General features: G+C 36.8%; 25 protein-coding genes and 1 pseudogene. 3 read left to right on the forward strand and 23 right to left on the reverse strand.

Features of this window, described 5'->3' with window-relative positions:
* Positions 1-47: 47 nt before the first annotated feature.
* The 3 genes from LIN98_RS10400 to LIN98_RS09030 form a co-directional block, all read right to left on the reverse strand.
* Complete coding sequence (locus LIN98_RS10400; protein ID WP_005542417.1) at positions 48-176, reverse strand: lipoprotein; 129 nt, start codon at positions 174-176, stop codon at positions 48-50.
* Positions 173-913 carry a lipopolysaccharide kinase InaA family protein gene (locus tag LIN98_RS09025; protein WP_005567332.1) on the reverse strand — a complete coding sequence of 247 codons (741 nt, stop codon included), beginning with the start codon at positions 911-913 and terminating at the stop codon, positions 173-175. Before LIN98_RS09025 ends, LIN98_RS10400 begins: the two co-directional genes overlap by 4 nt.
* Before the next feature lie 65 nt (positions 914-978).
* Positions 979-1,614: a hypothetical protein gene (locus LIN98_RS09030; RefSeq protein WP_014167898.1), complete on the reverse strand. Its 636-nt coding sequence runs from the start codon at positions 1,612-1,614 to the stop codon at positions 979-981.
* An 87-nt stretch (positions 1,615-1,701) separates the two neighbouring features.
* Between LIN98_RS09030 and LIN98_RS09035 the strand changes: the two genes are divergently transcribed.
* Positions 1,702-2,286 (forward strand): YceB family lipoprotein, encoded by a 585-nt coding sequence (locus LIN98_RS09035; protein ID WP_249856111.1) that lies wholly within the window; start codon positions 1,702-1,704, stop codon positions 2,284-2,286.
* A gap of 56 nt (positions 2,287-2,342) precedes the next feature.
* Here the strand turns inward: LIN98_RS09035 and nagK are convergent, their stop codons facing one another.
* Both nagK and LIN98_RS09045 read right to left on the reverse strand, forming a co-directional pair.
* Positions 2,343-3,257, reverse strand: coding sequence for an N-acetylglucosamine kinase (nagK, locus tag LIN98_RS09040; protein WP_005567326.1), 915 nt, complete (start codon positions 3,255-3,257; stop codon positions 2,343-2,345).
* Between the two features lie 50 nt (positions 3,258-3,307).
* Positions 3,308-4,048: a phosphatase PAP2 family protein gene (locus tag LIN98_RS09045; protein ID WP_005547817.1), complete on the reverse strand. Its 741-nt coding sequence runs from the start codon at positions 4,046-4,048 to the stop codon at positions 3,308-3,310.
* Positions 4,049-4,124: 76 nt separating this feature from the next.
* Between LIN98_RS09045 and ribA the strand changes: the two genes are divergently transcribed.
* Both ribA and LIN98_RS09055 read left to right on the forward strand, forming a co-directional pair.
* On the forward strand, positions 4,125-4,778 hold the full coding sequence (gene ribA, locus LIN98_RS09050) for a GTP cyclohydrolase II (RefSeq protein ID WP_005547819.1): 654 nt from the start codon (positions 4,125-4,127) through the stop codon (positions 4,776-4,778).
* 278 nt (positions 4,779-5,056) lie between these two features.
* Positions 5,057-5,797 (forward strand): hypothetical protein, encoded by a 741-nt coding sequence (locus tag LIN98_RS09055; RefSeq protein WP_005547821.1) that lies wholly within the window; start codon positions 5,057-5,059, stop codon positions 5,795-5,797.
* 161 nt (positions 5,798-5,958) lie between these two features.
* Here LIN98_RS09055 and rfbB read toward each other — a convergent pair.
* From rfbB to rfbA, 18 genes and pseudogenes are all read right to left on the reverse strand, one after another.
* Positions 5,959-6,965: pseudogene (gene rfbB / locus LIN98_RS09060) on the reverse strand (dTDP-glucose 4,6-dehydratase).
* Positions 6,966-6,989: 24 nt separating this feature from the next.
* Positions 6,990-7,784, reverse strand: a complete 795-nt coding sequence (locus LIN98_RS09065; RefSeq protein WP_005567320.1) for a TIGR01619 family protein — start codon at positions 7,782-7,784, stop codon at positions 6,990-6,992.
* Positions 7,784-8,587: an exodeoxyribonuclease III gene (gene xthA, locus LIN98_RS09070; protein ID WP_025298481.1), complete on the reverse strand. Its 804-nt coding sequence runs from the start codon at positions 8,585-8,587 to the stop codon at positions 7,784-7,786. Before xthA ends, LIN98_RS09065 begins: the two co-directional genes overlap by 1 nt.
* Before the next feature lie 540 nt (positions 8,588-9,127).
* Positions 9,128-10,546, reverse strand: coding sequence for a sugar transferase (locus tag LIN98_RS09075; RefSeq protein WP_005567315.1), 1,419 nt, complete (start codon positions 10,544-10,546; stop codon positions 9,128-9,130).
* Complete coding sequence (locus LIN98_RS09080) at positions 10,509-11,465, reverse strand: glycosyltransferase family 2 protein (RefSeq protein ID WP_005567312.1); 957 nt, start codon at positions 11,463-11,465, stop codon at positions 10,509-10,511. Before LIN98_RS09080 ends, LIN98_RS09075 begins: the two co-directional genes overlap by 38 nt.
* 9 nt (positions 11,466-11,474) lie before the next feature.
* A complete protein-coding gene (locus tag LIN98_RS09085) occupies positions 11,475-12,344 on the reverse strand; it encodes a glycosyltransferase family 2 protein (protein ID WP_005567311.1) in 870 nt (289 codons plus the stop codon).
* On the reverse strand, positions 12,337-12,717 hold the full coding sequence (locus LIN98_RS09090; protein WP_005579031.1) for a DUF2304 domain-containing protein: 381 nt from the start codon (positions 12,715-12,717) through the stop codon (positions 12,337-12,339). Before LIN98_RS09090 ends, LIN98_RS09085 begins: the two co-directional genes overlap by 8 nt.
* Positions 12,717-13,421 (reverse strand): glycosyltransferase family 2 protein, encoded by a 705-nt coding sequence (locus tag LIN98_RS09095; RefSeq protein ID WP_005567309.1) that lies wholly within the window; start codon positions 13,419-13,421, stop codon positions 12,717-12,719. Before LIN98_RS09095 ends, LIN98_RS09090 begins: the two co-directional genes overlap by 1 nt.
* A gap of 8 nt (positions 13,422-13,429) precedes the next feature.
* Positions 13,430-13,798, reverse strand: coding sequence for a GtrA family protein (locus LIN98_RS09100; RefSeq protein ID WP_014167903.1), 369 nt, complete (start codon positions 13,796-13,798; stop codon positions 13,430-13,432).
* 2 nt (positions 13,799-13,800) lie between these two features.
* Positions 13,801-15,141 (reverse strand): DUF2142 domain-containing protein, encoded by a 1,341-nt coding sequence (locus LIN98_RS09105; RefSeq protein ID WP_005567308.1) that lies wholly within the window; start codon positions 15,139-15,141, stop codon positions 13,801-13,803.
* A complete protein-coding gene (locus tag LIN98_RS09110) occupies positions 15,128-15,802 on the reverse strand; it encodes an NAD-dependent epimerase/dehydratase family protein (protein ID WP_162199511.1) in 675 nt (224 codons plus the stop codon). The genes LIN98_RS09105 and LIN98_RS09110 overlap by 14 nt, the downstream gene beginning before the upstream one ends.
* Positions 15,792-17,048 (reverse strand): rhamnosyltransferase WsaF family glycosyltransferase, encoded by a 1,257-nt coding sequence (locus tag LIN98_RS09115; protein ID WP_005567306.1) that lies wholly within the window; start codon positions 17,046-17,048, stop codon positions 15,792-15,794. Before LIN98_RS09115 ends, LIN98_RS09110 begins: the two co-directional genes overlap by 11 nt.
* On the reverse strand, positions 17,048-18,019 hold the full coding sequence (locus LIN98_RS09120; RefSeq protein WP_005567304.1) for a glycosyltransferase family 2 protein: 972 nt from the start codon (positions 18,017-18,019) through the stop codon (positions 17,048-17,050). Before LIN98_RS09120 ends, LIN98_RS09115 begins: the two co-directional genes overlap by 1 nt.
* Entirely contained in the window at positions 18,016-18,753 is a 738-nt protein-coding gene (locus LIN98_RS09125; RefSeq protein ID WP_025298484.1) for an ABC transporter ATP-binding protein, read from the reverse strand. The genes LIN98_RS09120 and LIN98_RS09125 overlap by 4 nt, the downstream gene beginning before the upstream one ends.
* 2 nt (positions 18,754-18,755) lie before the next feature.
* A complete protein-coding gene (locus LIN98_RS09130; RefSeq protein WP_025298485.1) occupies positions 18,756-19,547 on the reverse strand; it encodes an ABC transporter permease in 792 nt (263 codons plus the stop codon).
* Between the two features lie 33 nt (positions 19,548-19,580).
* Positions 19,581-20,120 (reverse strand): dTDP-4-dehydrorhamnose 3,5-epimerase, encoded by a 540-nt coding sequence (rfbC, locus tag LIN98_RS09135; RefSeq protein WP_005567298.1) that lies wholly within the window; start codon positions 20,118-20,120, stop codon positions 19,581-19,583.
* Positions 20,121-20,122: 2 nt separating this feature from the next.
* A complete protein-coding gene (rfbD, locus tag LIN98_RS09140; protein WP_005567295.1) occupies positions 20,123-21,001 on the reverse strand; it encodes a dTDP-4-dehydrorhamnose reductase in 879 nt (292 codons plus the stop codon).
* Positions 21,002-21,874: a glucose-1-phosphate thymidylyltransferase RfbA gene (gene rfbA, locus LIN98_RS09145; protein WP_014167907.1), complete on the reverse strand. Its 873-nt coding sequence runs from the start codon at positions 21,872-21,874 to the stop codon at positions 21,002-21,004.
* Between the last annotated feature and the right edge of the window lie 24 nt (positions 21,875-21,898).

The raw sequence follows: 21,898 nt of genomic DNA on the forward strand, positions 1-21,898 counted from the left end.
ATTAAGATTGAAAAAATGCCTGATAATGAAATTTATCAGGCATTTTTTTATAAACGTACACCGGTGCCAACACCGAACCCTACACCAACGCCATTGGAACCGCCACTTGCACCGACACCTACGGAACACGCTGCCAGGCTAAATAGAATAAATACTGCCAGGATAATTTTTTTCATACTTCGCCTCTTTTCACTTTTTCCACATTTCTAAATAAACGATACACCCCGATTAAATCTTTTTTAGCAATATATTTAAACGGCAATAATAAATAATACAAAAAACGATAATGGCATACGGAAGACATCATATCCTGCCACTCTTGAGGTTCACAATCCTGTTCATAACCGCGCATAACCGTGCGGACAGTTTCATCGGAAATATTTTCCTCACGACATAAATTATAAATAAACAAAATCAAATCACGCACTTTCTGACGAGGTAAGTTCCGTTTTGTTGCGTCCACTTCAAAGTCAATAAATAACACCCTGCCGTCATGCCATAAAATATCCCGAATCGCCGGGCGCCCATGCACCAATCCCTGTTGATGTAACTGCGCCAAGGCTTTAGCACAATCCAGCAGAATCTGTTGTTTGGTTTGCGTTGGGATATTATCGTCAACCCAATTTGCTACGCTTTTGCCACCATCTTCCAGCACCAGATAATCTTTACCGAAAGCGACTAATTTCGGCACCGGTGCTTTTCGTTGTGCAAGATACTGCAAACTCCGGAGCTCGTTTTGAAATGCCTGCTGCGGATGCGGTTTTAGCAAATGCCACACGCCTTTCAATTGTTCCGGTTGTTTCAGCCAATAATTTTTGTTCCCGTAGGTAAAATAATAGACCCGCTCCCCTTTATGTTCTGCTAAGAGCCGCTGAACATATTGCGCAAAAGAAAACGTCACTGAGTCTGACATAATAGAATCCCTATAAAAGAAAAGTGCGGTCAAAATTAACCGCACTTTTTGTGCAATCCTGCCGGTTATTTCTTAATTAAACTTAATTTTGCAACCCGGTTGCCGGCCAACCGGCAATCCATTTTATGGAACCGATTACCGTTTAAACGCACATCAGCAGTTAAGCGGGAATTGCTGTTAGCGTGGTTAGCAGAACTACGAAATACGCGTGAAGTTTGTGCCACCTGTTGAATTTTTGCAATACAAAGGTAATTTAATTTAGCATCGTTACCGGTTTTCACGTTAACCACGCCTTTATCCGCATTGTTTGAACCCAACATTTTGTACAGTTTCATGGCTTCGGCGACTAAGGCTTTTTGTGCTTGGTTTGCCGCGTCAATGTTGTGAACTTTGCCATTTTCCTGCACGACGGAAACTTTCCCGCCTTTATAGAAAAATAATTTATTGTCACTACCGTTGCTAACTTTAATCAATTCCGGTTGTCCATTTAAGTAAGCTGTATATTGCGTATTGTTGTCGACATATTCAAATGTCGGCAAGGTTTCCGCTTTTTGCAGTAACGCTTTCACATCGGCATTTGCCTGCATCACCTCAGTGACGGAACCCGACGTACCGGCGGTTTTCATTTCAGATAACGAACCACACGCCGATAACAGTAAAATTGATGAGCATAAGACCACCCTGGTGATATATTTCTGCATGAAAATAAGCTCCTTGAATTGATAAAAGTGCGGTCTAGTTTAACCGTTTTTTTATTTTTTTTAAACCTTACGATTAGGAGAATACCTATGTTTGCTTGGTTAAAACCAAAATTTGTGACATTACTTTGTGCACTTTTGCTGACCTCAACATTATCAACATCCGTATTTGCCCTTGCCATCGGCGAAAATGAAATCAACCAATTGCTGGCTCGGCACAATAATTATAAAAATAATTATGGCATCCCCGGTCTTGCCAGCGTGGATTACAGTCTGCACGATTTCAGTGCCAGAATCGGACAATCCGCGGGAAAACGCTTGGAATTGAGCGGCATTATCGACGGCTTATTCAAACTGCCTACCGATCAGTTTTCCGCCAAATTGAATCTCACCTTCGACACTGTGCCTTATTATGATGCGCCAAAAGGTGCGATTTATTTGAAGGATATTCGCGTACTACGCTGGTCCGGCTCGCCTGAACAATACATGGGGCAAATTCAAAGTCTGGTGCCGTTACTCACCAACAATATCGCCACCTATCTGAGCAACACGCCGGTTTATACCCTAGACGAAAAAAATCCACGGGATATGATGATTAAACAAGCCGCTAAAGGCATTCGGGTAGAACAAGGCAGATTGGAAGTGGACACCTTTGATAATTTGCTAAAACCATAATTTCAGGCAAAAATAAAGGCTGAACAAGGATTCAGCCTTTTTTATTGCGTTAAACATTAACGGGATAAAAACAACGCCGCGGCGCCACGCACGCCGCCGGAGTCGCCATATTTGGCTTTTTTAATCACCGGCACTTTGGCGCTGCGCATTAAATGCGGCGGTAAAGCTTTCGGTAAGGCGCCGTATAAATAATCGAAATTGGACAATCCGCCGCCGAGTACGATCAAATGCGGGTCAAAGGCGGTAATGATATTGCCGATGGAAATCGCGGCAAGCTCCACAAAAACGCCGACAAAATCCACCGCACTTTTATCGCTGGCGTAGAAACGTTGAATAATTTCTTTGGCCGATAAGGATTCGCCTTTTAAATCGCGGTATAACATTTCAAAACCGCGACCGGATAAATAGGTGTCCAAACAGGCTTTATTGCCGCAACCGCAGTCGTAAATCGGTGCCTTGTCCCAGCCGAGTAATTTCAACGCATGGTAGTTCAATTGCAAATGCCCTAATTCGCCCGCCATGCCGGTTTGCCCGGAATGAATCTTGCCGTTTAACACAAAACCGCCGCCAAATCCGGTGCCTAAAATTAGACCTAATACGGAAGGATATTCGGCGTTTTCCGCATCCCAGGCTTCCGACAAGGCAAAGCAGTTAGCATCGTTTTCGGCGCGTACTTCGCGTTCTAAAATAGCGGATAAGTCGCACAAAATGGGTTTGTTATCCGCCACGCGGATATTAGTGATTTCCGCAATGCCGGTGGTTTGATTCACAAAGCCCGGAATGCCTAAGCCGACGGAACCTTTACCGCCGAATTTTTCGTCGGCTTTTTTCACCAAATCGGCAATAGTATTCAGCCAATCTTCATAGCTGGTTTTCGGCGTTTCCACCCGTTCGCGATATTGCTTCTCCAACTGCGAGTTAAACACCGCCAACTCAATTTTGGTTCCGCCAATATCCAATCCGTATAACATCTGTTTCTCCTGTTAAAATACCTAAAAAAACGACCGCACTTTTGGCAAACTTATTCCGCTTTTTGGAAATACCGCTTTTTGGCTAAAAATGCGAACATCACCCAATGCACCAGCCACGCCATTAAAACGGAAATCAATAAATCTATCGGATAATGCATACCGAAACGCAGGCGACTGACCAACATCAATAGCGCCCAAATGCTCATAAAGCCAAGTAATAATTTCGCGTTCCCTTTTCTGTTGCCGAGTAATTGCACAAAGCCCACGGTTAACATCAGCCAGCTGGCGGCGAAAATGGTGTGTCCGGAAGGAAAAGAATAGCCCACTTCATCGGCATAATGTCCTTTAATCCATTCAGGCACCGAAGACTGGGTTTGATAGAATCGGTCAACGATTTGCGCCCGCGCTTTACGATCTTGCGCATAAAAAGCGTCGGTGCCTGTGCCGGTTTGTTCGGCGATGTAAGTAACGAAAGGGCGCGGTTCGGCAAATACATTTTTTAAACCGGATTTTAATCCCTGTGTCACCACCATCGAAAAAGCCATTACAGCAACAGCTAAAATCCATTGTTTACGATTAGAAAATAATGGTAAAAAGAGCAGCGCAAAAACGCCGCAAGTGATAATGGCATAAGGCACACTGCCGGTTTCCGTTAGCCAATATAAAGGATGTTCGTAATCCTCAAAAACCAGATTTCCGCTCCACTGCCATGCAGACAACCAGACAAAAACAGGGACAAGACAAAGCAATAGCGTATATAATGACAATCTTTTTAACATATTCATAACCATAAATAAGAATCGGACTGCCATTTTATCATCAGAATTCGACGAGAGAAAAAGAATAAGGACTAATTAAGGACAAGTTATGACAAAAATTGAATTAGTTGCCCAAGCGAATTTACCGACAGAATTCGGTCTGTTTAAAATCGTGGGCTTTGAATTTCCCGACACCAAAAAAGAACACGTTGCGTTGGTTTTAGGCGACATCCGCAATTCGGACGAACCGGTATTAGCGCGTATTCATTCCGAATGCTTAACCGGCGACGCATTACACAGCCTAAAATGCGACTGCGGTTTCCAACTGGCGGCGGCGTTACGTCAAATTCAACAGGAAGGGCGCGGCGTATTAATTTACCACCGCGAAGAAGGCAGAGGCATCGGCTTAATTAACAAAATCCGCGCGTATTCCCTACAAGATCAGGGCATGGACACCATTGAAGCCAACCTGGCTTTAGGCTTTGCCGCCGATGAACGCAATTTTGGCGTATGTGCGGATATTTTTGATTTATTGGGCGTAAAACAAATTCGTCTGCTCACCAATAATCCGGACAAAATCGAAACTATGAAACAGGCAGGAATCAACGTAGTTGCGCGGGTGCCGTTAAATGTGGGTGAGAATCGCTATAACACCGCCTATTTGGACACCAAAGCAAAAAAAATGGGGCATTTTATCGTGCATAACGGCGAACAGCATTTAATGGAATGCCCGTATTGTCAGGAAGAAGTGCCGAAAAAATAACACAAAAATTCACCGCACTTATAGGCTTTTAGGCACAGTACCGAAACCAGAACAAGGGCTGTGCTTTCTGACTTCATTTTACACTGCTATACAACCTCTTTCAGCCGGCCGGCACGATAGTAAGTTTATTTTACTTATACTATTCATCTTAACAAATCCACACTAACAATAGGGTAATTTTTACACAAACAGTTCTTTTTAAACTTGAATTTAAGCGAATTTTAAATAAAATGCTTCTCATTTGATTTTAACAACAATAGATACAAATTAAGATATTTATGTTTAAAACCTTAAGTAAACTTATTTCATCTTCCATTTCTATGGCATTTTTAGTTGTTTTAGGCTGGTCCACTGCTTATGCCTATGGTTGGGGACAATCTTATTTTTACGGCTTTCCATGGTGGTATGTAGATGTAGGCACGGGCAATGTAGCTCGTAGTTTCGGCTATGTGATCTGGGTTAGCATTATTCTTCTCAGCACCTATTTAATCGGTTTATTCGGACTGAAGAAAACCCAGCCTTACATGACAGATGCTTGCCTTAGTCTGCTAAGAACCTATATTTTATGTACCGTTTTCCTTATCCCCGGCGTTATTGGTTACATTTTGACTGTTGGGAAAATAAGTTATCTTTTTATACTCACTTACATCATCATAACGTTTATTGTTACCCTGCTGTTTAAGCATTACATTCGGAAACACATAAACACAATCTCGCTCAATACCACAATTACGTTTCTGTATCGAAATAAAAGCTATGTGATGTTGTCCACTTATTGCTATTTTGTAATCTGTGCCTTCATTGTCGGCTACAGCCGCCCCCACTTCAAAACAGTGTTTGATTCCTTGGAAATTGAAGGTAGAGCCTATTACGTTTTAGCAAAATATAGCGATACCTTTATTTTAGCTAAAAGCATTCACGCGACTAATGGTAACTTTTATCTATACAAAATCGATCCTAATTCCTTATGTCACGTTCAAGTAATCAACATGGAAAGCATACCGAAACAACCTGAATAAACAGCTGTTTTTTGGGCGTACTTTGTGAATAAAAACTAATGCTCCGCTCAAAAAGTGCGGTGAAAAAAACCAACGTTTTTTAGACGTTGGTTTGAACAAAAATAGTACTGAAAATAAGGGAAATCACTTTGTTATTAGTTTGTTAATTTCAGAACACGTTTTTACGACCGCACTTTATCTGAGCAATTCCGGTTATCTATGTACCATTGCACGGTTTTTCGTATTCCGGAGAAGAAATTTTCTTGTGGCTGCCAGCTTAATTCTTGTTGAATTTTTGTGGCATCAAGGGCGTAGCGGCGATCGTGGCCGGGACGATCGGTGACATGAACAATTAAATCAGCATAATATTTTACGCCCATCGGTTTATTGGGCGCCAATTCTTCCAAGAGCTCACAAATGGCACAAATCACAGCCAAATTTGTTTTTTCGCAATGGCTGCTGATATTGTAGCTTTCGCCTACATTGCCTTTCATAAGCACCAAATACAAGGCGCGAACATGGTCTTCCACATAAAGCAAATCACGAATCTGCTGCCCGTTGCCATTCAATGCATTGGAGATCATAAACGGAATCAGCTTTTCAGGATATTGATAAGGGCCGTAATTATTGGCGCAATTAGTGATTATTATCGGCAAGCCATAAGTGCGGTGCCAAGCGTGAGCCAAATGATCGGCAGAGGCTTTTGAAGCGGAATACGGACTACTTGGCGCATACGCAGCATCTTCCTTGGATAAGGCGTGATTTTCCGCCACATCGCCATACACTTCATCGGTAGAAATATGTAAAAAACGAAATTCCGCTTTTTTTCGGCAGTCAATTTCTCGTAATAATTACGGGCAGCTTCCAACAAAGTGTAAGTGCCGATAATATTGGTTTGCATAAACGCGGCAGGTGCGTCAATCGACCGATCCACATGGCTTTCGGCTGCCAAATGGATGACGGCATCAGGACGATATTGCGACAATATATGCGCCATCATTTGTCCATCGCAAATATCCGTCTGTTCAAAATGATAACGCGGATGGGTTTCTACGCTGTACAAAGCACATAAATTACCGGCGTAGGTAAGCTTGTCAACATTAATGATGTCGTGCTCAGTATGTTGAATCAGCCACCGAATCAAGGCCGAACCGATAAAACCGGCACCGCCGGTAATGAGAAATTGCATAGATTACTTATTGTTATAAAAGGATTAATTCGCTTTCACCTGATTAATCGTGTCACTCTCCCAGCCCACATATTCACCGGAAAATTTTTCCGCCAAACGCTCAAACTGTTCAACATAAGCAAAAATTTCATCCGTATCCAAAGACATTTCCTGTTCAATTTTAACGATATAAAAACTTTCTTTGTCTTCCTCGTCAGAAGCAGAAAAGATAATAGGTGCATTGCTGTAACTCATGGTGTTGAAATAAATGTCACTGAGATTGGTTTCTTCCATGAATTGATACATCAGCTGTTCATCGGCAAATTGAAAGGTATGTTCGATGAGATAGTTATCCGCCAAATTTCTGCCGTTTTGCAATAACATATCGAGAATTTCTTCCGTAACGTTAAGCTTCATTTCCAATGGCGACGGCAGCAAAAAGTCAAAATAAGTGTCCCAATTCGGATCATCCTGCACGCCCGTATGATCAATATGTTCCTTGAATTGGTCAAGCACATCAAAAAGTGCGGTCGGTTTATCGCAATAAAAATGCAACTGCAAATGCCCGTCACCAATGATATGCCCGGCATAAAGCACATCGGATAGTGCCGAAACCTGAATCAGAATTTTGAACAATTCCGTGATAACACGATGATGTTCATCCAAGGTCGGCATAGCATTTTCATCAGGCTCATAAGGTAGAGAAACCTGCACGACTTTATTGTATTTTTGTGGAGAAAATGCCTCAAAAATATCCAAATTAACCGTGCAACTGGCGATTTTACCGTTAATTAATGTGCGGTAATTTTGCCAATTCTGTTCGGGATTTTTCAACGGCATTATTTAAACTCCGCCCAAATCGGTGCGTGATCAGAAGGCTTATTCATGGCGCGAATATCCAAGGCAATACCGGTATCCACACAATGTGCCACCAAGGCTTTATTTGCCAAAATGTGGTCAATACGCAAACCGCGATTATCATCAAACCCTTTGGAACGATAATCAAACCAGGAGAATTTATCATTAACCGTCGGATTCATGTGGCGGAAGGTATCTTCCAAGCCGTACGCATATAAACGCTGATACCATTCGCGTTCTTCCGGCAGGAAAGAGCATTTGCCGGTCCGCAACCAACGTTTACGATTTTCCTCGCCGATACCAATGTCTAAATCGGAAGGACTGATATTCATATCGCCCATGATAATGACCGGGTTTTGCGCGTTATGATCTTGCTCCAAATAACGCTGTAAATCTGCATAAAATTTTTGTTTCGCCGGGAATTTAGTCGGGTGTTCACGGCTTTCCCCCTGCGGGAAATAGCCATTAATAACAGTCAGTTGACCGAATTTCGTCTCTAAATCAATCATGATGATCCGCTTTTGCGCTTCCTCATCATCTGTCGGAAACCCTTTTCTCACCGACAATGGCACCTGCTTACTCAATAACGCAACGCCGTAATGCCCCTTTTGCCCGAAATGATTGACGTGGTAGCCAAGATGATCCACCAAATCATACGGAAAGACCTCATCCGACACTTTGATTTCCTGTAATCCCAGCACATCCGGTTGATATTTATTAATAATTTCTTCTAATTGATGTGGTCTGGCTCTTAATCCGTTTATGTTAAACGACATGATTTTCATGTTTTGTTCCTTTGCTTTGTGTTGGGGCAACATTATACTTGCAACAAACAAAAAAACAGAAGTTTATTCTGCTTTTTTGATACGCTTATCCAATGAACAAGCTTTTAATAAGTCCCATTTCGAACTAATACAGTTTTTAAGGTTCAGCATAAAATGGCAAAATCATTCCACAAAGACCAATTTTTAACATACCGACATTGATGATCTGCCACCCAAAAATTGGATACCACACCTAACCAGTTAAGGTGCAGCTTTTTATGGGTAAACATTATTCAATCAAATTCAAACATCACATCATCAAACTTATTTTAGAAGAGCATTGAGGCATTCGTGAAGTCACACAACACGATGCCCATTCTTCTGTTATAGTTTGGTTGCAACGCTTGAAAAATACGGAACCAATGAGCTACATCGTCAACATATCAAAGTGAGAAAAATACTCGCCTTTAAGAATGTAGCAGTGAGTAAATAAAAAAACGCACTAAGTTTGAGCTTAGTATGTTTTGCATTTTATCAGAGAAAATCAATCAGCTGCTTGGGCTAATATGCCCCTTTTCTTCTCAACACAATGTTGACGGTTTTTGCCAAGATCACAATATCATTCCACAACGACCAGTTTTTCACATACCATGCATCTAAATATACGCGGGTGGCGTAGCCAATGTCATTACGCCCGCTCACTTGCCATAAGCCTGAAAGCCCAGGGCGAACCATTTCGTAGTAAATTAAGTCATCGCCATAGTATTTCAACTCTTGCCTCGTTACAGGGCGAGGGCCAACAAGGCTCATTTCACCTTTAAAGACGTTCCATAACTGCGGCAGCTCATCAAGGCTGGTTTTACGCAAAATTTTGCCGATTGGCGTGATTCTAGGGTCATTCTTGAGTTTAAACTCTTTATTCCACTGCTCGCGGGCTTCCTCATCTTTCGCCAATAATTCACGCAGCACTTGTTGAGAATTAACCACCATCGTACGGAGTTTATAGCATTTGAAGACTTTACGATTTCGCCCGACACGAACTTGGCTATACACTGCTTTTCCACCATCTTTACGAATCATCAAAAATAGCACCAAGAAAAGCGGGGCAAGCAGAATCAACAATAGGCTGGAAACCACAATATCAAAAGTACGTTTCATCAAACGGGTTGAGCGCTTAGCGAGCTTATTGGGGATCCGCAGCACAATGGTTTCAGAGCTAAAGAAATGCGAAATTTCCGCCCCATAAAGTGGGATGCCTTGCAACGACGGAATAATAGATACATTGCGAAAATTCAGCGCCGAGAGTTTTTTCACCCAATATGCCAATAAATCTGCCTGATCGTGTTCTAAGGCAATAAATACTTTTTCATAACGGTGCAAATGTTTTAAAAATTCCTGCTCAGATATAAAATCTAGGTGTTTTGCCAGCACACAACTTTCTTGTTGAGAAACAAAGGTTTGCACTTTATAACCAAGGTTAGACTCAGCTTGAATCGCCTTGTATGCACGAAAAGCATTGCGCCCCGTGCCGATGATCACGCTTGGCATATCCCACAAACAGTTAAATTTGAGGACTTTTTTGCAAATGATCCGAAAAAGAGGAAAACAGAGAAAAAGCACGCCATAGACATAAATCCACGTTTCCATAGGATCGGGTACTTTGGCAAACACCAATAGCGCCAAATTAACAAAGGCAATCACAAAGAGTGAAAAATAGGTGTCTTTCAATTCGTCCCAAAATGGCTTACGGTAAGTGTAATGACGATAAAATACCCACAAAATCCCAATGCTTGCTAACATCGCCAAGAAAAAGGAACCCGCCCGATAGATAGAACCTTTCAGTTCCAAAATATCGCGAGAAAAATCATCTAAAGGTGAAAGCCAGTAGCCCACCGCAATCGCAAAAACATACGAAATCATATCGGTGAAAATCAAACTGATCTTATTGATGAGGGGCGCGGAGCCTTCTGTTTTTCTCATCTTTCCAATATCCTTTGTGCATACTTAATGCCTTACACCACGCATAAGGCAATTTTTGATAATGATACCCCAGTTGAAAGCCAATCCATTTGGCAAAGGTTGATAGCAAGGCTTTGGGTAACAAGTGCGGTGCATTTTTTACAAGAAATTTGAGTTCAGAAAGCACAAACTTCTTTCCTTCTGAAGCCATTTTTCCAAAGGTTTGCTGAATCCACCCTTGTTCTTGCTGAAACACGCCTGTGTCAAAATAGCGTTGTAATTCCTGGCTTAAGGTATAGTTGTGGCTATGAAATACCGTTGCTTCCGCACAATAGGCAACTTTATAGCCTGCTAACACCATTTTGGCGGTTAAGTACATATCTTCCGCTAAAATTGTATTATCAGGAAAGCCCCCAAGTTCTTCAAACACCGAGCGACGATACGCCGCAAAAGAGTTCGACATAAAAGCCGTTTTAATGCCTAAAGAGGGAATATCTGCTTTTGATTTTAATTTCGATTGCGCCGGGTAATTAAAATAGCGTGCGTGAGCGGCAACAGGCGTGGAATTAGCGTGTGGCAACTGTTTACCATACACCGTCGTTACCTCAGGATCCGCAAAAGGCGCTAATAAATTTGCCAATGAATCAGGCGAAGCTAAAATCGCATCTTGTGTCATAAACACAACAATATCTGCAAAACTTTTAGCAAATTTAACAGCTTGATTGCGCGTGCCACCATGATTAAATTCCATTTGCGAAATACTATGTACAGAAAAACCCGCCTCCTCCGCCCATTTTACCGTTTGGTCGGAGGAAGAAGAATCTACCACAATCACCTCATCGGCTTTTCTGGTTTGTTGCTGATAGGTTGCAATCCAATCTTGCCATTGCTGGTCTGCGTTGTAGGTAGGCACACACAACACAAATGAAAGAGCGGTCATTTTTCTTCCTTATTTTGCGAATAGCAATAATAAAACTCGCTTTAATTTTGGCACTGAAAGGTATTGTCGTTTTGAACGAATTAGCAAGTTATGTGGCTTTCCATATTGTTTGACAAATTGTTCAAACATTTTTACTTGCCGAATAGCTTGCTGAAAGTTTTTCCAATAAGCATGGAAACGAAATAAACGCCATTTATAATTAAACACGCCTACTTGATTGCGGCTATGTTGACGATAATCTAACAAAGGTAAATCAATAAATTGCGTGTTGCCGTAATAACGTGCCAACAACGCCAGCCACCAATCGTGCATATAAAGTTCAGATAAATTAATATAAGGTAAGGAATCCAATGCTAAGTTTCGCAATGCACGATTAATCATACAAGCTGCGCCTTGCACACAATTTTTATACAAAATAGAGTCATCTACCAAACAATCTGCTGTTAAAGCTTGATAAACAAAAAAACTCGATGTAATTTCTTGATTATATTCATCAATCAAACGTGCATCGCTGAAAGTGAGTGTTGGTACATCAGGCGATTGTGTTTGTGCCATTTTTGAAAATGTTACAGCTTTTTTATGATGCCAAATATCATCTTGATCGGCTAAAAAAGTAAAGTCTGCTGAACTATAAGCCAATGCCGATAAAAAATTAGCAATCACACCTTTTTTCGGACCTTGAACAATTTCATAATCAGTAAAATTTGCTTCTAAAAAAGTCTGTTGAACAACATCCAATGTGCCATCAGTTGAACCATCATCAGACACAATAATTTTTTGTGGCAAAATTGATTGAGTCAAAATACTTTTTAACTGTGCAGATATAAAAGATGCACCGTTGAGGGTGCATACGATGACAGAATAACTAAATTTAGGCATTAATGATTTTTAAATTTTTTTCTAATTTATCTAATCGTCTAGCATTCTCATTTTCTAACAATGCTAAGTTCTGAGTTAATTGTATAAAACGGCGATTCAAAATAGATATTCTAAAAGATAAACTCAATGTTAACATAATCAACATAGTAACAACCATTAAAAAAACTGAGAATGCAACGGTTTTAATACCCATTAACAATGCGAGCCATTCTGTTATTTTTGGGAAAATAGCAATTAATATTAGAAATATAGAGAAAAGAAGCCAATAACTAAAATCTGAGAAAATAATTTTTGAGCGGCTGACATCACGAATAATTAAAATCAATAATAAAACACTAAATATAACTAGCAAAACTTGTAAAGTAGCAGTCATTACTTTTTACCTCTTTTTCCTAAAGTTTTAAATACGACAAACAAAAATGATACTGTATTTTCAATCATATACTTAGCTGCTTTAATAGGCGTTAAATAAGATTCTCCAGCAAAGCGCTCCCTCATTGTTACTTGAACTTCTTCTATCCTATAACCCAATCGAGCAAAATATAGCATTGTATCTGGTTCAGGTCTTTCATTAGTTGCATAAGCCATCTGTTGAAATACATTTTTAGTAAATGCTCTCATTCCGCTAGTTGGATCTGTAAGAGTAAGCCCTGAGAAAAGTTTAATGCAAAATTGAATATGTTTTGCACCTAAGGCTCTTAGAAACGTTTGAGAATAGCTATCTTTAGATTCTAAAAATCTTGAACTAATTGCAATATCAACACCATCTTTAATTTTGTCAACTAGTTTATAGATTTCTGATGGCATATGTTGTCCATCACCATCAATCTGTATACAAATATCATAATCATTTTTAGTTGCGTACATCATTCCAGTTTGAACACCACCAGATAAACCTAAATTTATAGGAAGATCAATAACGTTAGCTCCATAATTTCTTACAATTTTCGATGTATTATCCTTAGAACAGTCATTAATAACAATATAATCATATTCAGGATAATCTTTTAGTTCATCTAATAATGAAATTATAGACTCAGATTCATTATAACAAGGTATTATCAACAATATTTTCATTTAAACGCCTATTTATAAACCCAGACTTTAGAAATAACAAAAGTAGTAACTGCAATAATTGGAAGTGTAATTACTTTTGCTACAATGATGTCAATATGTAAAAGCTCTATTAGAAGATACATTAATACGATTGTATTAATATAATTTAATAAAAAAAGAATAAGATATTTTACTAGATTTCCAACATTTGCTTTTTCTTGGAAAGTGAAGTATGTATGTGAAAAATAGTTAAATACCAATCCTAATATAAATGCTAATGAAATAGATAACTCATTATTCCATAGCAAAATCTTACTAAATAAATATAAGCATCCTATATCAACTAAAGCTGATATACCGCCTACAGAAAAAAATTTAACTAGCTGCCAGATTTTCATAACTATCCCATATAGTATCTAGAAACAAGAGTGTTAATTGTAATAAAACTAGATATAAATAAGAACAAGAAAGGTACAATTATAAAATATTTAGAAATAGTTTTATTATTACTGGTCTTTTCTGATTTTTTTAAAATAAAAGAAGAAAAAATAATAAGCATGATCGGAATAAAATAGCGTCCTTGAACTCCTACTATTTGTGTTGTGCCAATTTCATTATAAGTAATCAAGAGAATAAAATGGGTAAATAAAAATACAACTCCTACTAAAAGAACACTTACTATAACATATTTTAGTTTATACAAGTTGTGAATGAATAGAAAAATATAAGCCAATAATGAAGTAGAACCGAAAAATAGATACTCATTTATAGTAAATTTCGTATCAACCCATCCAAGAACGCCTAAAAACATTCTCAGCAAAGATTTTAAATAAGTAAGATTTAAAGTATTTTTAAAAATTTCAAATAAGTCATCCATATGAAAAATATAATAAGAGAAATTATGTAATGCGCCTTCTTTGAAGTGAGATTGAGCCTCAGTTAATTTCATAGCCAAAACTATCCACAAAATTGATAGAATGATTATAAAAATAGAATACATAGAACCATGTCTAATTTCTCTTCTTTTTGAAATAAAGAATGGTAGTAGTAACAATACGAGCATATTAAATTTAACTGTCACACATAAAAATATAGAAAATAGTAATTTACAGAAATCCTTATGAGTAAAATTATAGTTTGAATCTAATCCTCTGGCTAGTAAGGAACCAATAAACACTGACAGAGAAAATATAATACTATCTGGATTTGTTGACCCCATCTGAAACATTGTCATGGGTAAAGAAAGGATTAATAATACAGGAATACTTAATCTATATTGAACACTAGCAAAATATAAAATAGCTATCGATACTAATAAAGTAAAAATCTTGGCTAGATAGTACATATTATATAGTGATAAATCTAATGTGCTTCCTAGAAAACTCCCCAATGCCTGAGGTAAATAAATCAAAGGGAAATAGACATTGGTATTTGCAGATTCATCAAGAATATATTCCTTCTCCCAAGCTACATTTTGTGCTTCATTTTCTAAAAAATGAGTTACTTTATTTTCACTTCGATAAGGGATTCCCTCATATATCGATAACATCTTCATCATAGCTTTATCTAATTTTTCTGTAGATGAGGGTATTATTTGGCCATTTGATATAGCATAACCTCTCTGAAAGTGATAAAACTCATCTGGTGACTGATATGGAGGCGTTATAATAACGCCAATAATAAAAGTCAAAATAAAATAAAATAAAATAAATAATTTAGAATAAAATTTATTTAATAGCATAATATTTATTAATTACCTTTTCAACATAGTCTTTATCAAATTTGATACCTAATTTTTGATAAACATCCTGTAATATAGAAACATCTATAAAATATCTACTTCCTTTATTTTCCACATTATAAAAAGCTCTTTGGTTAGAAATTTTTTCAAGATAAAGAATAAGTTCATACATTGACGTATGATGTGTAGATGCTAAATTAACAATAGAATTAATAAACAGCCCTTCCTTAAGCAGGTAATTAGTAACTTTTACAACATCATCTACATCTATAAAATTTCTATGTGCTTTACCAAAAATAGAAAAACATTCTCTATTCTTTATTTTATTAAATAAAAAATTGACTATTGTAGGAGAATAAGTTTTTCCTATAACCTGAGGAAGCCTAGCAATTAAATAGTTTTTAGAATTTTCTCGAACCAATCTTTCCATACACATTTTATGATAAACGTATAATGAATTAGTTAAACTAGAATCATAAATGCTACAGCTACTAAAATAAACAATTGTTTTATCTTTATACTGCTCCAATACTTCTAATAAAAGTTCTTTTTCTCTATTAAAATTTTCAAAAGACGTTTCATTAGAATTAGATACACCACTGGCAAAAATAATATAATTATAAGTACGCTTATGAAAACTCTCAAATGCTTTAGCAAGCATTCCATTTCCGATTATCATCAGTTTCCTCATTTAGAATAGAATGAATAATTGATTTAACTTTTCTTGCTTCATTTTCCCAAGATGTGCTAGACAAAAACTGATTTACATAATCAAAATCTACATTTATTTTTTTATCTACAACATCAATTAATGTATTGGCTAGTTCATCTATATTATTAGAATAGATAAATAATTTTTTATCTATATCAATCCAATCATTATTATTCCCTTTGTTCATCACGACAGGGCAACCACTCGCTAGTAATTCTAGAGGAAGTAAAGATAAATTAGTAAAAGATAAAACAAGAGCTGCGTCACATTGAGAGTATAAGTTAGATAACTCATCTAGTTTCACAATACCTGCATTTAAATGATGAAATGGGATTTCATAACTAGAAACATCCCATCCTGCAAAAATAATACTAATATCAGGTCTTTTCTTTGTTACCTTATCTAAAACTAACAAACCTAGTTCAAAAGCTCTCCTTTCTGTCGGTGGTCTAGCATAGAAGAAAATATGTTTTTTACTCGGCTCATTTCTTTTATGTATTCCGTATAATTCTCTATCGTAAGAAAAAGAAAATGGCTTACAAGGCATCGAATACTTTTTTTCAAGTTTCTCAGATAACCAGTTTCCAGCGGTAATTCCAAAAAATCCAAATTTATATGTTTCTTCAGCAAAAGAATAAACACTTCCTAAGGCAGTAAAATATGGTTCGTAATCTTGCACAAAGTATGCTTTCTTATAGCAATTATTAAATTTATTTACATAATATGCTGTTTGCCAAGAAGTCGCCATAGCAATATCATAGCTTGTTAATTGTTCAAAATCAGAGTCATCTTCTAGAATAAAAATTCTAGAATTCAAAGGAAAAAAATGTTTCGATAGTATGTCTTTGATCACTTCCTCTGTTCCCCACTGGCTAGAACCACATACAGTAATATCTGAATGAATATCTAATTTTTCTAAATTATAAATCATTCTAAAGATATTAAGGTGCCCTCCAGAACCTATCCCAAAATCAGGAATAAACCAAATTATTTTAGGAGAGCTTATATTAATTGATTGTTTTAATTTAGGTGGGTTTGCTGAATAATTAATAAAATTGTAGAATTTTAAAATATCAGTTTTACCTAAAATAATATTATCTGGGGATTTCTTCAATATTTTTCTTAAGATAATTAAAGAACCTCTAAAAAGTCCATGCTCATTTAAGACTGAAAATGTCTTTTTAATTTTATTCATTATTTATTCCTTAGAATTAATTCACGAGAGAATAACTTAGTAATTAATTTATTATTTGTGCCTTTTGGTCCAAAATATGCACCTGTATATTTAACAGTATTTTTTATTAGAGAAAAATATGACCAATACAATTTTTCTTTCTTAGATAATTTTTTTGTTTTTAGAAATCTCATATCATTAATTGTATGTTTTATGATATAAATAGGTAGATAAAAAATATTTTTAACAGATTTATATCCATAAATCTTATACAATCCTTTGTGATCGTCAAAAGATCTCATCAGCATTTCTTTAAAAGAATAATTATGTGAGTGAAATACAATGGCATTTTCATTATATGCTTTAAAATATCCTAATTCGATTATTCGTTTAGCCCAGATTTGATCTTCAGCAAAATCGACATCATCATATGGATACTTGTCCCAAATACATTTTCTCATTGCCGAAGAATTATCAGAATAGAAACAAAGCAGATGTCTATATCCTTCATCTGAGTCATAGCGTGCTTTATCTTCTATTTTATAAACTACAATTCCTTTACCAAAATTATTAAAATGCGTATAGAGATTGTTTTTTTCAAATATATCACAATCTTCATATGGCAGATGCTTACCAAATACTCCTTGAATGTTTTCGTCTAAGGAAAATGGTTTAATCATTTCTTCTAGCCAAAATTCATTTGCAGGAAGGGCATCTTGAGTGATGAAAACTAAAAATTCACCTTTGGATAAGCTTGCTCCATAATTTCTTGTTTTTCCATGCCCAAATTCATAAGGTTTAATTTGATATAATCTAACATTATCATGGTTTTTTATAATATTATTTAAATATTCAACAGAACCATCTTTAGAACCAGAATCAATTACAATAACCTCAAATGGAGCGTCTAATTTTTGTAATAAAACACTAGATAAAACTTGCTTAAAAATATCTCCACCATTTTTGAGTGGAATGATTATTGAGGCTTTCATGCATTTTTTCCCATGTATAAATTTGTAATTTCTTCAACATCACCAATAGCTTTGACATTTCCTTTATCTAACCATATAGCTTTTTGGCAAAGCTCTTTTACCTGATCGACAGAGTGAGATACAAATAATAAAGTTGTCCCACTTTCTAACATTTCGGTCATTCTCTTTTTACATTTTTCCTGAAATGCCGCATCACCAACAGCTAGCACCTCGTCAATGATAAGGATTTCAGGTTTAACTATTGTAGCAATGGAAAAACCTAATCTAGCAGACATTCCCGAAGAAAAGTTTTTAATAGGAACATCAATAAACTCGTTTAATTCAGCAAATTCAATTATTTCTTCAAAATGAGTATCCATTAAAGATTTATCATATCCTAACAATGCCCCATTTAAATATATGTTTTCTCTTGCCGTTAATTCTCCATCAAATCCAGCTCCTAGCTCTATAAGAGGAGAAATCTTTCCATGAACTTCAAGTTTTCCTTTATATGGTTTTAGAATTCCACAGATAAGTTTTAGTAGTGTAGATTTTCCTGAGCCATTAGTACCAATCAACCCCCAAGATTCACCCTTTTTAACTTTAAAAGAAACATCATTTAATGATAAAAATTCTTGGAACATTAACTTTCCTTTTAGCATTTTTATAATGTAGTCTTTTAAGCCGCTATAATTTTCCATTGCTTTATTAAAGCGAACAGTAGCATTTTCAACGTTAATTATTTCTGTATTCATAGCTATATGTACAATATAAATTCATCTTGTTTCTTGTTAAAATACCAAGTACCTAAAAACAATGTTATCAAAGAAAAAAATATGCCTAATAAAATAAAATTTGTTTCTGGAAATTTTGAAAATAAAACAATTTGTCTAAATTGTTCTATGTATGAAAACATAGGGTTAAGATTTTTATAAATAGCTTGATAGCTCTCTGATATAATTGAAACAGGATAAAATATAGGCGTAAGATACATCCACATTGTTAAGAAAACTCCCCAGAGATACTGAATATCCCTAAAAAAAACAGAAATAGAGGCTAACCATAATCCTAATCCTAAACTAAAAATAAATATTTGCAATAGAATAAAAGGTATAAAAAGAATATTTATTGAGAAATTTGCGTCAGTAAACAGCATTACAATTAGCAATGCGCCAAATGAAAAAATTAGATTTACTAATGAACTTCCAACTTTAGATATGGTGAAAATATATTTTGGTACATATATCTTTTTTAGCAATGAACCGTTACCTGTTATGGAACTTACAGATAGTGTGGTTGCTTCAACCATAAAGTTAAATAGTATTTGTCCAGATAAAAGATATAAGGAAAAATTCGGAATATCAAATTTAAATAAATTAGAGAAAACAATTAATAAAACAAACATTACCATTAATGGATTTAAAATGCTCCATAGATACCCTAGATAGCTACGTCTATATTTTAATTTAATATCTCTATAAATTAGTTGTTTAAATAGCTCTCTGTAGGAAAAAAAATTATTTGTTTTATCTAATAAGAATTTAATCATACTAATTAATCTATGCTAAGAGTAATTTACTAATTAAAATTTTACCGTTTCTGCCAATACTTTACCTGCTAAGTCCTTAGCCGATAAACTCGGTTCACCATAAAGCGGCCATTCAATACCAATCGTTTCATCATTCCAAATCAGTGAATGTTCGGCCTTTGGATTGTAGTAATCCGTACATTTATAAGTAAATTCAGCTTCATCTGTCAACACATAAAAACCGTGAGCAAAACCTTCCGGCACCCATAGTTGGTGCTTATTCTCGGCAGATAAGATTTCACCTACCCATTGCCCAAAAGTTAACGAGTTTCCACGCATATCCACAGCCACATCAAATACCGCACCAGAAATAACACGAACTAATTTGCCTTGTGTATTTTCTGTTTGATAATGTAAACCGCGTAACACGCCTTTGATGGATTTTGAATGATTTTCTTGTACAAATATGCGATCTGCTACATTTTTTCTAAACCATTCATCACGGAAAGTTTCCATAAAGAAACCGCGTTCATCACCGAACACTTGTGGTTCTAATAGTTTTACATCGGGAATTTTAGTATCAATAACTTTCATCTTTACTCCGCATACGCTTTAATATTTTTCAAAGCTCTTTGCCAATCACTTGGTTGGATACCGAATGCTTGTTGAATTTTGGTCAAATCTAAGCAAGAATTCGCAGGGCGTTTGGCTGGTGTTGGATAATCCGCCGTGATAATTGCATTGACAAGCGGTGCTTTTTCTAACATATTTTGCGAAACAGCTTCATCAAAAATTGCTCTGGCAAAATCACACCAGCTGACATAAGGTTCCCCCGTAAAGTGATAAATACCATATTCAACAGATTCGCCTGCAATGATTTTTTCTGCAATTTGAATTAACGCAGCGGCAATATCTCCTGCATAGGTCGGTCCGCCGATCTGATCAGCAACTACGCCTAAAGTGTCACGAGTTTTGGCTAAACGCAGCATTGTTTTAACGAAATTGCTGCCGTGCTCGCAGAATACCCAAGCGGTACGCAATACGATAAATTTATCGTTTGCTTCTACAACGGCTTGTTCGCCCGCTAGTTTGGTTTTGCCGTAAATACCTTGCGGATCGACTGCATCAGTTTCTTTGTATTTACCTGCACGCCGCCCGTCAAAAACATAGTCTGTTGAAATATGTAAAATTGCTGCACCAACACTTTTCGCGGTTTCCGCCAAGTATTGCGGACCTTTTACATTAATGGCCTCGGAAAGCTCAATTTCAGTTTCTGCACGATCTACCGCAGTGTGTGCTGCGGCGTTGATAACTACATCAGGACGAAAATTTTCGACCGTTTTTTTCACCGCATTTTGGTTTGTAATATCAAGCTCATCATGATCGACGGCTAAAATTTCGTGTTTGCCTTGCAATTGTTGGGTTAAACAGTAGCCCACTTGCCCGTTTGCGCCTGTAATCAGAAATTTTGCCATTTATTTCTCCTCGTTGATTAAACGTAGCAAGTATTGACCGTATTCATTTTTTACCATTGGTCTCGCTAATGTTTCTACTTGCTCAGAAGTTAGCCAACCATTACGCCAGGCAATTTCTTCCAAACATGCAACTTGCAAACCTTGTACGCTTTCAACAGTGCGAACGAAAGATGCCGCTTCGTGTAGGCTTTCGTGCGTTCCTGTGTCTAACCACGCAAAACCACGACCGAGTAATTGCACATTTAATGAACCATCTTTTAGATACATTTCATTTAATGTGGTGATTTCAAGCTCACCGCGCGCAGATGGTTTCACCTGTTTCGCGAAATCGACCACACGATTATCGTAGAAATATAAACCTGTTACAGCATAGTTAGATTTAGGTTGAACAGGTTTTTCTTCAATAGAAACAGCTTTGAAATTTTCGTCAAATTCCACCACACCGAAACGCCCAGGATCTTTTACTAAATATCCAAACACTGTTGCACCGTAAGGTCGAGCAACAGCTTGCTGCAACATTTGGGTAAAATTCTGACCATAGAAAATGTTATCTCCTAATACTAAACAACAGCTATCGCCATTGATAAACCCTTCCCCAATGAGAAATGCTTGTGCTAAGCCATCCGGGCTAGGTTGAATAGCATATTGTAAATTCACACCAAATTCAGAACCATCACCTAACAAACGTTTGAAACTTTCGTTATCTTCTGGCGTAGTAATAATAAGAATGTCACGGACCCCCGCTAACATCAGCACAGAAAGGGGGTAGTAAATCATTGGTTTGTCATAGACAGGTAAAAGCTGCTTTGATACACCACGAGTAATAGGATAAAGGCGAGTTCCAGAACCACCTGCAAGAATAATACCCTTCATAAAAAGACCTTCAAAAAGTACAGT

Source organism: Aggregatibacter actinomycetemcomitans, from assembly GCF_023518055.1.
GTDB classification, from domain to species: Bacteria; Pseudomonadota; Gammaproteobacteria; order Enterobacterales; family Pasteurellaceae; genus Aggregatibacter; species Aggregatibacter actinomycetemcomitans.